Genomic DNA, 11,925 nt, shown 5'->3' with positions numbered 1-11,925 from the left:
GGTTTCTTTCATTTAAGGCCTATAGAATCAGAGCATCAGTGATGCAGAGCCGATAATTCAGGGATGGTCATGATAAGTCGCCAGCAAAACCGTGATATTGCCAATACGCTGCCCCTGCAGGGCGTTGAAGCCCGCCTCAAAGGGCGGAGAAGTCAAAGTGTGGTACTGGAGCTGCTGGCCAACACCATCCACTTTCCGCTGGCAAACATCATTCTGGAGATGCTGATTGAAGGCATCTCGGACTATGTGCTGGAACCTGATTTCTACATCCTGATTTTTGCCTGCCTGACGCAGGCCTGGTGGCTGGGCAGTCGTCAGTATGCAGGCCGCCCTTCACCTTTTCTCGGTAACCTCATCGGCCCCCTGCTTTACACTCTGATCGAACTTCCCCTCGAAGGCGCTGCGTTCTGGCAGTCGCCGAATCATATTGCCTATTGGGTGTTTGCGCTTTTGGTGGGCGGTCTTCAGCAGCTGCAACTCTGGTTGCCTCAGTCAGGCCGTATCTATGCCCTGCTGGTGGAACACCTGAGCCGAACCTCCATTCTGCTGGTGATGTACATTATTTTTGAGGTGCACGCGGCACCCAGCCTTGAAGGGGTTGCGGCTTTCTTCAGCGATGACAGTCACCTCTTTGTCTCCATTGTGATTACCCTTCTTGGACTGATCGTCGGCTTCAGTTACTGGACGGCGCAGAACTATCTGCAGACTCTGCAGGTGACAGCCGGTCAGCTGCAGGTTTATTCCGAGTGGTTGCTGGGGCGTGAACTGCTGGATCGTGCCGTAGGCGATCAGGATATTCTGGGGCTGGCCCGTAAAAAGCGGGCAGTGCTCTTTATGGATATCCGGGGTTTTACCGCCTGGAGCGAACGCCAGACGCCGGAAGAGGTCGTCACCATGCTCAACGCCTGTTTTGCTGCGGCAGAACCCATCTGTGAACGCTTTAAAGCGATCAAGGTGAAACACACCGGTGATGAGATTATGGCGGTGTTTGATCGCCCGGTGCGGGCTGTGGCTGCCGGTAAAGAGATGCGGGATCGGTTAACCGAGCAACTGCAGGATTACGGGCTGTCTGCCGGAGCGGGTATTCACTTTGGTGAGTTGGTGGAAGGACTGATCGGCGGCGAGAAGGTACGCAGCTACGACATCATCGGCGATACGGTAAATACCGCAAAAAGACTCTGTGATGCCGCTAACGGAGGGGAACTCCTGCTCTCGCAAGCGGTCGTTAATGAGGCTGCCCGGGAGGGTGATATCTTTTTTCGCAATCTGCCGGCAGTCTATCGGGATATCAGCATGAAGGGTAAACAGGACCCGATTCAGGTGAGAGTTATTTAGCCTCAGGCTATAACTGAAACTGCTGCTTTATCCTTTCAGGCGCTCTGCTATGCTATGCGCCTTTTTAATGCGCGCAAATGCGTACTAACTTATTTCAGCCCGCAGGATACGTCGACGGGCAGGCATTTTGCCGATGATCTTACAGGAGACACTATGTCCGCCATTGAAATCAAATACCTGTGGAGTGAGCAGGTTTATCTGGAAGCGAGCGACGAGCATACGCGTCTGGGTGCCGGAAACACCCGTGAAAAAATGGTCACCTTTGTGGTGGGTGCCCTGATTCTGATGAGCATCTTTATGATGCTGGAGCGTGGCTTTCAGGCAACAGACTCCATGGCATTTTTTCTGGCGATCTACTGGTTTCTGATCCGTGGCCGTATGCACAAAAAGCTGCTGCTGGGGCGTTTCCAGAAAAGTGACCAGAAAGATAAAGAGATCTGCCTGCTGATCGATGACGAGGGTGTCAGCGCCAAAACTGGTGATCAGGTTGAAGGTCAGTTCGGTTGGGATGACATCACGAAAGTGGTTCGTACCCCGCGCGGTTTTCTGCTGTACCGTGGCGTGAACTATATCTGGGTTCCCGTGGCAGCCTTTGTCGATAGTGAAGCCTGTGAGCGTTTTGCTGCCCTGAGTGAGCGCAAAGGCAGTGTCTATCTGGATAAGTCAGACGCAAAATAAGTGTAAAGCCAGCGCTACCTGCGCCGGAGATCACAAAACAGGCAGGGGAAACCCTGCCTGTTTTGGTTATAATGCCGCGAAAATGAGCAGAAATAACCGGTTTATCCCCTTAGAGCTGCTCTGAAGAATTATTCCCATTCCTGCCGACGAGAGAACATCATGTCATCAAGCCTTCTAGCCACCCTGCGTCTGCGCAAAAATGCTGAACGCCGTATCCGTGCCGGCCACATCTGGCTGTACAGCAATGAAGTGGATACCAAAATTTCGCCACTGCGAAACTACACTGCCGGTCAGCAGGTGCTTGTTGAAGGTTATAACGGCAAGGTGCTGGGAACGGCTTATATCAACCCGCAGACTCTGATCTGTGCCCGTATGATCAGTCAGAACCCGGAGCAGGTTCTGGATAAGTCCCTGCTGGTACATCGCATTAAGATCGCACTGGGTCTGCGTGAGCTGGCCTTCCCGACTCCGCACTACCGTCTGGTTTACGGCGAAAGTGATCTGCTGCCGGGCCTGGTGGTGGATCGTTTTGGTGATGTGTTGTCGGTACAGCTGAACACGGCTGGTATGCAGGTGCTGGAAGAAGAGATTCTGGATGCGCTGGAGAAGGTGGTTAAACCGCAGGCGATTGTTCTGCGTAACGACGGCGGCATGCGTAAGCTGGAAGGTCTGGCAGAAGAGACCCGCGTTGCCCGTGGCACCCTGCCGGATGAGGTTTATCTGGAAGAGAACGGCGTTAAGTTCCATGTGCCGATTCTGACTGGTCAGAAAACCGGCTGGTTCTATGACCACCGCATGAATCGCGCCCGTCTGCAGCACTACTGCAAAGGCAAAAAAGTACTGGATCTGTTCAGCTATGTGGGTGGCTGGGGCGTACAGGCAGCAGCTGCTGGCGCAAGTTCTGTACTCTGTGTAGATGCTTCTGAAACCGCTCTGGATGAAGTGGATAAGAACGCCGCCCTGAACGGTGTCAGCGATAAAGTTGAAACCATGCTGGGTGATGCTTTTGAAGCTCTGAAGCAGCTGATTCAGGAAGGCGAGCGCTTTGATGTGATCGTGCTGGATCCGCCGGCTTTCATCAAGCGCCGCAAAGATATCAAAAACGGTGAGCTGGCTTATCAGCGTATTAATCAGCTGGCGATGCGTCTGCTGGAGAAAGATGCGATTCTGATCTCGGCATCCTGCTCGATGCACCTGGATTATGATCGTCTGATCGATATCGTGCGCAGCACCTCCCGTCATGTGGATCGTCAGGCGCAGATTCTGGAACAGGGCCATCAGGGGGCTGACCATCCGGTGCATCCGGCAATTCCGGAAACCGCCTACCTGAAATCTCTGGTTGTTCGCGTTTTCCGTGACTGATCTGAAAGCCTCACAAAACAGCTTATCCACAACTGCTGCTCAGCAGGAGGTTGTGGATAATGCTGGCGCCCTGAACTGGTCGTATCCGGAACAGGGTCAGCAGGAGCCTTTTCTGCTCCCCATTACTGTCTCTTCCGATGCCATCGACCACTACGGCCACGTTAATAATGCGGTCTACCTGAAGTGGCTGGAGGAGGCAGGATGGGCTCATCTTAATCAGCTGGAAGTCACTCTTGAGCGCTACCAAGCCTGGGATGTCGCCATGGTGGTACACCGTCATGAGCTGGACTATGTCGGCCCCGCCCATGAAGGGGATCAACTGATGATGGCGACCTGGCTGGAGCGGCATAACCGCATCAGTGCTTTCCGCCGTTTTGAGCTGAAGCGGATCAGTGATGGTAAGACGCTGTTTAAAGCCTACAGTCACTATGTCTGCACCACTATGAGCGGCGGCAAAGCCCGGCGTATCCCGAAAGCGCTGACAGAATGTTATGATCGGGCATGCCCGTCAGGCTGAGCGCGTCTCTAACGGAACACTTCTCAGGCTGACAGCGCATTGGTGACTTAGCGATCTCCGGGACGACAACACGCAATGAAGCTCTATCTTTACCTCTCTTTCCGCCATCTGGATGTACTGCGTAATAACCGCCTGCACTTTAGTGGCGCTCTGGAACGGCAGGATCCGTTCGAGAACAATCGTCCATCGGTTCGTAAAGCACCGGAGCAGACTCCCATCAGCAATGAAGATTTTCAGGCTGAGCTACGTCGTCAGTACGCCGCATTACCTGCGCACATGCAGTCTCTGGTGACCGAGGATTACTTCTGCGAGCAGGCAGCGAAAAAACGCCCTGCTATCGAAAAGCAGATGCGTCAGCGACAGCAGCCGAAAGTGAAAAAACTGCCGGAGGCGAAGAAGCTCGAATCCCTTTCGGTTTGTCGTCTGTTTAAGTCACCGGACAACCCCGTGCTTTGGGAGCGCTATGGCGATAACTACAAGGGTTTCGTCGTAGAGCTGGATGGCGGCCACAGCTATTTTATGAATCCGAAACACAAGGAACAGCCACAGGTGCTGCGCCCTGTGACTTACTCTAATGAGCGCCCATCGGTGAAAGCACGGGTGCAGCCTTTTCCCTCTTTGTTCTATCGGGGCGAAGGCTGGAGCTTTGAACAGGAAGTGCGTTTGGTGCGTCCCAAGGAAGCGGCAGATAAGGTGGCGAATGCCGGTAATCAGGAGTTCTTTCTGTTTAACTTCCCACCGGGTTTGGTAAAGCAGGTAATCACCGGCTGTAACGCCAGTGCTGAAGACCGTAAGCAGCTGAAGCAGTTGTTGTCGGTAGATCTGCGCTTTAAGAAGGTGCAGCAGGCTAACCTCTGGCTGGATCCGGATCTGTTCGAGCTGCACGTTAAACCGGCCTGATTTTCTTATCTCTCATCCCTAGCGTCTCTCTTTTCGCTTCCCTGCTTTTGATCATCCCCGATGCCGTCTTGGGCGTCGGGCGCTGACGAAGTTCCTCTGCTGGCATTGAGCTAAAACGGGTCATTTATTACTGGCTTTATTTCCAGTGTTAGCTATGCTCGTAATGCTAACTATTTGTTTTTATTAACTAGTTTTAATCCGTTAGCTTGTGTTCGTAGTTGTCTGAGAGTGTTAGTCATGGCGAATTTTCAAACCCATCTGGGGGGCGCGGCTCTGGGTGGTGGTTTAGTGTTATCCGGCGCGTTGGTCACCAGCCTGATGACCCTGAACGAAGCGATTGCGGGATGGTGTCTGGTGATGATTGGCGGCATTCTGCCGGATATCGATTCCGACCATTCCAATGTGGTGCGGGCGCTGTTTTCGATATTGGGAGGTATCGCCGCTGTGCTCTCAGTGGTGGCGCTGGCAGATAAAGTGCCCTTAGCAGGGCTTTGGCTGGCAGGAACCACCAGCTTTATCGCAGTGCGTTATGGTGTCTGGTATATCTTCGCCCGCTTTACGGTGCACCGGGGGATTTTTCATTCCCTGTTGGCAGGCTGCCTGTTTGCGGTTTTTTCCGCTTTTCTTGCTTATCGGGCGGTTGGCCTGAGCGAAGAGGTGAGCTGGTTGATGGGAGTTAGCCTTCTGATCGGCTATCTGATCCATCTGTTGCTGGATGAGTGCTACAGCGTGGACCTGACCAATGTCCGCATCAAGCGCTCCTTCGGCACTGCCTTTAAGCTGTTTGATTACCACAACATAGGTAACACCATTCTGATGCTGAGCCTGTTGATGGCTTTGATTGTGACGGTTGCGCCACCCATCAGCGAACTCTGGTATCTGATGACAGATCCCAGAGTGCGCTGGAGTTGGCAGAAGAGCTGGTAGAAAGGATAGATTTGCTGCGGTTGAGGATTACCGCTTTAGTTCGCTAAGCAGGGTGTGACTGAGCGCCATAGCGGACTGCCAGCTGGCTTCAAAGCCGAATCCAGCTAGCCAGTCACCGCAGACGGACAGCCCTGTTTGCGGATCATGCAGAAAGCCGGAATCCAGATTCAGACTGGTGCAGGTGCTGTACAACCAACGGTGACAGCGGGCGTTATCAGCCTTTGGCTGAGACTGTAAAAGCTGATGGAAGGCGTGTTCCAGATCCTTCTGCACGTGCTCTTTCTCATCATCCACCATCTGCAGGCTCCAGTCCGCCCTGGCCTGAATCACCCAGACATCTTCTGCCGGATGACGGCCGGGTTTTCGGCTGTCTCGCACCACCCGTCTCAGAATCGGGTGTTCCCCTTCAAAGAGTTCGATCGGCGTACTGAGCGGCGTTTCAAAGCCCAGCACCAGTGTCCAACAGGCGTCAGGCTGAACCTGTTGCGCCAAAGCCTGCAGGGCAGGCTCTGCTTTCAAAAGAGGCGCGGCCTGAGGGGCGGGCGTAGCGACAATCACCTGGTCAAACTTCCCCAGCTCTTGGTGCGAGGTGTCGGTTAGCAGCAGGCGGTTTCCTTGTGCTCCGATCTTAGGAATGACAGATTCGATGCGGACTTCACTGTGCAGTTGAATGTTGGCGTGATCGATCAGAGAGCGGGTCAGGGCGCTGAGACGATTGTGGCCGACGTAGCGTCTGCGTTCAGGCTGCGCTTCCCGCTGAAAGTTCTGGGTGATGGGTTGCCAGAGATGCAGATGACCTGCGGCTTCCTGCTCGGAAAGCCAGTCCTGAAACGGCAGGTTGTGAGCCGTCGACTTGGCTTCCCATTCCAGCCAGCTGGCCCCAAGGTCAGCAGTTTCGTTTCCGATGCGGCAACTGGCAAGACGACCACCGGTGCCCCGGCTTTTCTCAAAAAGATCCACATGACAACCGGCTTCTGCCAGCTGGCGGGCGAGGGTGCAACCGGCAAGCCCTGCTCCGATAATGGCGAAGGTTGGGGCAGATGACTCGCCCTTAGCAGTGTTCGATGATGGTTTTGTGGCTGCAGATGACGCTAGTGATGATGACATAGATTAACCCCGTGATTTTTATGGGTCTTACTACGCAGGTTAGCAGGTTTCGGTTTGGCCGGACAAATGATGGGCGTTGGCTGAATATTGAAGACAGAGCAGTTGCCCGGTTTTAGCCGGGCAGTTTTTAAGGTATTGAATCAGGTAAAGTCGTCCCGTTTCAGGCCGTACTTTTTCAGTTTGTCGTACAGGGTTTTACGGGGCAGGCCGAGGGCTTCCATGGTCAGTTTGATGGAGCCTTTCTGACGGGCCAGTTCCTGTTCAATCAGGCTGCGTTCAAACATCTCAACCTGTTGTGGCAGAGTTAGCGGAGCGGTGGATTCTTCACCGTACATCAGCTGTTCCAGATTGTAGTCGCAGGTTTCACCCAGCAGCACATAACGCTCCGCCAGATTGCGTAGTTCCCGCACGTTACCCGGCCAGTTGTGGCTCATCAGCACGGAAATATGACCACCATCCAGCGGCGGCGCTTCTCGGCCAACCCGGTTGGAGGCGATCAGCACAAAGTGCTGGAACAGTAATGGAATATCTTCCATCCGCTCCCGCAGCGGCGGAATCTCCAGTGTGACCACATTCAAACGGTAATAGAGGTCTTCCCGGAAATTACCCTCTTCTGCCGCCTGTTTCAGGTCCACCTTGGTGGCAGCAATAACGCGGATATCCAGCGGAATCAGCTCGTTACTGCCCAGACGTTCAATGCAGCGTTCCTGCAAGACCCGCAGCAGTTTTACCTGCAGAGAGAGCGGCATGCTCTCGATCTCATCCAGAAACAGGGTGCCGCCGTTGGCGTGTTCGAATTTACCGATGCGGCGCTTCTGAGCACCGGTAAAGGCACCGGGTTCATGGCCGAACAGCTCGGATTCGATAATGGATTCCGGCACCGCACCGCAGTTTATGGCGACGTAGTTTTTACCCTGACGGGGGCTGTGTTCATGCATAAAGCGGGCGATCTGATCTTTACCGGCACCAGTTTCACCAAACAGGAGCACGTCGGTCTGCAGAGGGGCGACCTGACCTACCATTCGCAGCAGCTGCTGCATGTTGCGGGTTTTACCGATGATGCGGGGGCCGGGTGCACTGTGGACTTCCAGATCCTGTTTCAGCTGGCGGTTTTCCAGTGTCAGGCGACGCTTCTCTTCCGCCCGTTTTACCACATCAAGCAGGAGTTCGTTGGAGAAGGGTTTTTCCAGAAAATCGTATGCGCCTTCCCGGATCGCGTTGACCGCCATGGAGATATCGCCGTGGCCTGAGATCAGAATAATAGGGATGTCACGGTCGATACGCAGGGCTTCACGCATAAACTCCAGACCATCCATACCCGGCATACGGATGTCGGAAATAATAACACCATCCCAGTCCGGTGAAAGCTGGTGCAGGGCGTGTTCGGCATTGTCGAAGCTTTTTGGGTTGTAGCCGGCCAGTGAGAGGGTTTGCGCCACCGTAATCCGAAGATGTTTCTCGTCATCAATCACAAAAACGTCGGTGGGCTGGCTCATAAACTTCTCACTGTTGTCGTTTTTATCGGGGATATCTACGCTAAAAGGCCGCTATCGGTCTTTCTGGCGCATTATCGATAGGAGGTTTTCTCCGGCCGTGGTTCTTCTGCAACCGGTTCCGGTTCGGACAGGGTTTCAGTGGCATCTGTTTCCGGCAGACTGACCCGCAGGGTCGCGCCACCTTCGGGCCGGTTGAAGGCGGTAATATTACCACCAAAGTCACTAATGATCCGATAGGAGATCGACAAGCCAAGTCCCAGTCCTTTGCCGCCTTCACGGGTACTGAAGAAGGGGTTAAAAATCTGATTCAGGTTTTCGTCAGCGATACCGGGGCCGCTGTCGGCGACATCGATGTATATCTGGCCGTTATTTTTCCCGTCGGGATCGGACTGATGAATACGGTGCAGGCAGATTCTGATGCTACGCTCGGATCGTCCGGTGACGGCCAGCAAGGCGTTGCTGATCAGGTTAACAATCACCTGCTCCAGACGAACCGCATCGGCACGGACAAAAAGATCCTGCTCCGGCAGGCTGACTTCGAGAGCAACCTGCTCTTTCTCCAGTTGAGGCCGGAACAGGCGCAGGGCGTATTCGACAGTCGCCTGAGTCGAGACAATCGCCAGCTGGCCTTCGCTCTTACGGGCAAAGAGTTTCAGCTGAGCGCTGATGGTTGCCATGCGGTCGGTGAGCTCAACAATCTGCTGCAGGTTCTCGCTGGCCATATCGGAGCGGTCACGTTCGATAAAGGTGACGCTGTTCTCGGCATAGGCTCGGATCGCCGCTAAAGGCTGATTCAGCTCGTGGTTGATGCTGGCGCTCATCTGTCCCAGAACCGCGAGTTTGGCCGCCTGAATCAGCTCATCCTGAGTTTTCTGCAGGGTCTCAGCGGTACGTCTGTGCTGATCGATCTCCTGTTTCAGGCGCTGGTTGGTCTCGGTCAGATCCTGTGTCCGCTCAACAACACGGCTTTCCATCTCATCGTAAGCAGCCTGCAGGGCTTCTTCGTGTTGCTTGCGTTCTGTGATGTCGTGCAGGGTGATCATGTAGTCGGAACCCTGGCTACGGCTCATCATGCTGACCACGATCTCAATAGGCACCGCTCTTCTGTCTTTGCGCAGGCCCAGCATCTCAAGGGGATGGCTGCTGGCATCGATCAGCGCCTGTTGACAGTTATTTCTTTGCTGCTGATGGATCAGGTTGCAGAAGTTATGGCCGTGGAGTTCATGTAGCTGATAACCAAACAGCACCTCAGCAGAAGGGTTGATGTAATCCACTTTGCCGGTGCGGTCCATGGTGATAATGCCGGCTTTGGTGTTGTCCAGAATGGCGCGAATACGGGCTTCGTTAGCTTCCAGCGCCTTCTTGGTTTCCCTGTCGTGCCGGGCACGCTCCCGCTGAATACGCTGGCGCTGAAGGCTGTAGAGGGTCAACAGAACCAGCACCATATAGATACCGGCGGCTAACAGGCTGTTCTTCAGAATCTCTGTACGGACACTTTTGGTGTTTTTCAGGATGTGCAGGTGCCAGCCCGCATTGGGCATGGTGCGGTCAAACTGCAGATAGGTATTTACCTGTACCTTGTTGGCATCACTGCTGGAGGCGATTTTTACCAGCTGACCTTCGCCAAAGGTTTCCGCCACCTTAAAAGCTAAGGGTTGAATCTCTTTGTCGCCATAGCGCTTGGAGTTGCGGATCTGCTCGCGCTCATCGGGCGTTAGCGGGTGGATGCTGTTCAGCAACCACTCTCTTTTGCTACTGATAAAGATAATACCGTCAGGATCGGTGACGATGAATTCTGTTGATGGGTCTTTCCAAGGGATTTCAAGGTTACGAACCACGATTTTAACCACCAGTACCCCGATAGGAGAGGGACCGCTGAAGACCGGATAGGAGAAGTAATAACCCCGTTCTCCGGAAGTCGTTCCAAGGCCGTAGAAGCGACCTGGCTGTCCCTTAATAGCCTGCTGGTAATAGGGCCGGTAGCTGAAATTCTGTCCGATAAAACTTTTTGGGTTCTGCCAGTTACTGGCAGCTATTGTGGTGCCATTTGCATCTAATAGGTAGATATCTGAAACATCTGTGATCTGTTTGAAATTCTTCAGCGTAGCGTTTAACTGCTGGATTGTATCGGACTGAGGTTCACGCAGAACATCTGCCAGATTCTGCTTATTAACCAGAATTTCCGGCAGAAACTCATATTTATCGAGCTTGCCACGAAGACTGGCCACATTCAGGGTTAGCTCGTTACTGGCCTGGGCTTCCAGTTGGCTGAGTTCATAGTGCTCTGTCCAGGCGGCAACCTGCCAGATGATAAAAACGAACAGCAGCAGCATTCCCAGAGTGCTGAGAACGCTACTGCTGCTTTCGTGTTGATCCTGAAAGTGTGGGGCGGCCATAGAAATTTCCGGAGAGGTTATACCGGTTGAGTTTGCGCCCGGCGCAGAGAGCGCTGAACACGGGTTTCCTGTCGGCTCATCTCCAGCAGGCTGTCTTCCACAAAGACCAGATGCTCGTGGGCCATCGCCCGCGCCTTCTCAGGGTTGCCTTCCATGATGGCGTCATACATCGCCTTGTGCTGCTCCAGTAGAACCGGGCGGGACTCTTTCTTCTCGAATAGGTTCTTCAGGTTAGCGACGATACTCTTCTCCAGCATGTTGAACAGCCCGCGCAAGGTGTGCAGCAGAACCACGTTGTGAGCCGCTTCAGCAATCGCCATGTGGAATTCGGCATCGACTTTAGCTTCCAGAACCGGATCGTTCTTCTCATACACTTCCATCAGATTGTTGAAGCGTTTGGTCAGCATCTCTTTGTCGGCTTCTGTGCTGCGAAGCGCTGCGTAGTAAGCAGAAATGCCTTCCAGAGCATCACGGAACTCTAACTGATCGTAGAGAAATTCGTTATGAGAACTCAGCAGATCCTGCAGCGGATCGGTAAAGGAGGTGCCCAGCTGTTCAGATACATAGGTGCCGCCGCCATGACGGCTGAACAACAGACCACGGGCGATCAGCTTCTGAATCGCTTCCCGCAAGGACGGGCGCGACACTTCAAACTGAGTGGCCAGCTCCCGCTCCGGTGGCAGCTTTTGTCCCGGTTTAAACGTTCCCTCAAGGATCATGCCTTCCAGTTGTTGCATGATGATGTCTGAGATTTTGGGTTGTTTAACCCGGCGGTAGTTGCTGCTTTCCACTGTGGTAGACCTAAGTGAGCCGATCTTGTGTCAGCTTAGTGAATATAAAGGGGCATTAAATGGGGATACTGATGCCAATAGGCAAGCTTAAGCCCTAAAAAAACATCGGGTATAAATTGGTAATACCAATGCTAGTGTTAAAGGATTAGGCTGTCAAATGCTGCAAAAGCACAAAAATTGAGAGTTAAAGATTGGATAACCTTGCGAAAAAAGATGTTTTCACTGCCTGTTTGGCTGATTTTGACTGTAAATGATCTTTTGGTGAGCTTTGTATAGCTGATATTGTGGTTTTTAGGCTGTTTATAGCACCAATGAGGGGCATGGGGTACAACTTAAGTTGCATCCTGGTGCAAAGAGATTTGACAAGTGGTGGAGAAGATAACTATCTTTGCTTACTGAATCTTGTAAATTGGTTT

10 protein-coding genes are annotated in these 11,925 nt (G+C 53.2%); 6 read left to right on the top strand and 4 right to left on the bottom strand.

What is annotated here, in order from left to right:
* Positions 1-69: 69 nt before the first annotated feature.
* The 6 genes from BV405_RS05410 to BV405_RS05385 all read left to right on the top strand — a co-directional run bounded on the left by BV405_RS05410 (position 70) and on the right by BV405_RS05385 (position 5,719).
* Positions 70-1,335: an adenylate/guanylate cyclase domain-containing protein gene (locus BV405_RS05410; protein ID WP_176330059.1), complete on the top strand. Its 1,266-nt coding sequence runs from the start codon at positions 70-72 to the stop codon at positions 1,333-1,335.
* Between the two features lie 153 nt (positions 1,336-1,488).
* Positions 1,489-2,013 (top strand): YcxB family protein, encoded by a 525-nt coding sequence (locus tag BV405_RS05405; protein WP_176330058.1) that lies wholly within the window; start codon positions 1,489-1,491, stop codon positions 2,011-2,013.
* 159 nt (positions 2,014-2,172) lie between these two features.
* Entirely contained in the window at positions 2,173-3,375 is a 1,203-nt protein-coding gene (locus BV405_RS05400) for a class I SAM-dependent rRNA methyltransferase (RefSeq protein ID WP_086479840.1), read from the top strand.
* Positions 3,368-3,892, top strand: coding sequence for an acyl-CoA thioesterase (locus BV405_RS05395; RefSeq protein WP_245832241.1), 525 nt, complete (start codon positions 3,368-3,370; stop codon positions 3,890-3,892). The genes BV405_RS05400 and BV405_RS05395 overlap by 8 nt, the downstream gene beginning before the upstream one ends.
* 75 nt (positions 3,893-3,967) lie before the next feature.
* On the top strand, positions 3,968-4,792 hold the full coding sequence (locus BV405_RS05390) for a DUF2971 domain-containing protein (protein WP_086479839.1): 825 nt from the start codon (positions 3,968-3,970) through the stop codon (positions 4,790-4,792).
* 237 nt (positions 4,793-5,029) lie between these two features.
* Positions 5,030-5,719 (top strand): metal-dependent hydrolase, encoded by a 690-nt coding sequence (locus BV405_RS05385; protein ID WP_086479838.1) that lies wholly within the window; start codon positions 5,030-5,032, stop codon positions 5,717-5,719.
* A gap of 27 nt (positions 5,720-5,746) precedes the next feature.
* Here the strand turns inward: BV405_RS05385 and BV405_RS05380 are convergent, their stop codons facing one another.
* From BV405_RS05380 to BV405_RS05365, 4 genes are all read right to left on the bottom strand, one after another.
* Positions 5,747-6,826, bottom strand: a complete 1,080-nt coding sequence (locus tag BV405_RS05380; protein WP_086479837.1) for an NAD(P)/FAD-dependent oxidoreductase — start codon at positions 6,824-6,826, stop codon at positions 5,747-5,749.
* A 140-nt stretch (positions 6,827-6,966) separates the two neighbouring features.
* On the bottom strand, positions 6,967-8,322 hold the full coding sequence (locus BV405_RS05375; protein ID WP_086479836.1) for a sigma-54-dependent transcriptional regulator: 1,356 nt from the start codon (positions 8,320-8,322) through the stop codon (positions 6,967-6,969).
* 71 nt (positions 8,323-8,393) lie between these two features.
* The gene (locus tag BV405_RS05370) at positions 8,394-10,718 is read right to left on the bottom strand and encodes an ATP-binding protein (RefSeq protein ID WP_086479835.1); all 2,325 of its coding nucleotides are present in this window, start codon (positions 10,716-10,718) and stop codon (positions 8,394-8,396) included.
* A 17-nt stretch (positions 10,719-10,735) separates the two neighbouring features.
* Positions 10,736-11,455 carry an FCD domain-containing protein gene (locus tag BV405_RS05365; RefSeq protein ID WP_086480148.1) on the bottom strand — a complete coding sequence of 240 codons (720 nt, stop codon included), beginning with the start codon at positions 11,453-11,455 and terminating at the stop codon, positions 10,736-10,738.
* Between the last annotated feature and the right edge of the window lie 470 nt (positions 11,456-11,925).

The sequence above is a fragment of the Oceanospirillum sanctuarii genome (assembly GCF_002150805.1).
GTDB classification, from domain to species: domain Bacteria; phylum Pseudomonadota; class Gammaproteobacteria; order Pseudomonadales; family Halomonadaceae; genus Oceanospirillum; species Oceanospirillum sanctuarii.
This window is presented reverse-complemented; position numbering and strand designations above follow the sequence as displayed.

Excerpts from the sequence above, each read along its gene's own strand:
- BV405_RS05375 (WP_086479836.1), bottom strand. The coding sequence starts at position 8,322 with ATGAGCCAGCCCACCGACGTTTTTGTGATTGATGACGAGAAACATCTT.
- BV405_RS05390 (WP_086479839.1), top strand. The coding sequence starts at position 3,968 with ATGAAGCTCTATCTTTACCTCTCTTTCCGCCATCTGGATGTACTGCGT.
- BV405_RS05365 (WP_086480148.1), bottom strand. The coding sequence starts at position 11,455 with ATGCAACAACTGGAAGGCATGATCCTTGAGGGAACGTTTAAACCGGGA.
- BV405_RS05380 (WP_086479837.1), bottom strand. The coding sequence starts at position 6,826 with ATGTCATCATCACTAGCGTCATCTGCAGCCACAAAACCATCATCGAAC.
- BV405_RS05405 (WP_176330058.1), top strand. The coding sequence starts at position 1,489 with ATGTCCGCCATTGAAATCAAATACCTGTGGAGTGAGCAGGTTTATCTG.
- BV405_RS05410 (WP_176330059.1), top strand. The coding sequence starts at position 70 with ATGATAAGTCGCCAGCAAAACCGTGATATTGCCAATACGCTGCCCCTG.
- BV405_RS05370 (WP_086479835.1), bottom strand. The coding sequence starts at position 10,718 with ATGGCCGCCCCACACTTTCAGGATCAACACGAAAGCAGCAGTAGCGTT.
- BV405_RS05400 (WP_086479840.1), top strand. The coding sequence starts at position 2,173 with ATGTCATCAAGCCTTCTAGCCACCCTGCGTCTGCGCAAAAATGCTGAA.
- BV405_RS05385 (WP_086479838.1), top strand. The coding sequence starts at position 5,030 with ATGGCGAATTTTCAAACCCATCTGGGGGGCGCGGCTCTGGGTGGTGGT.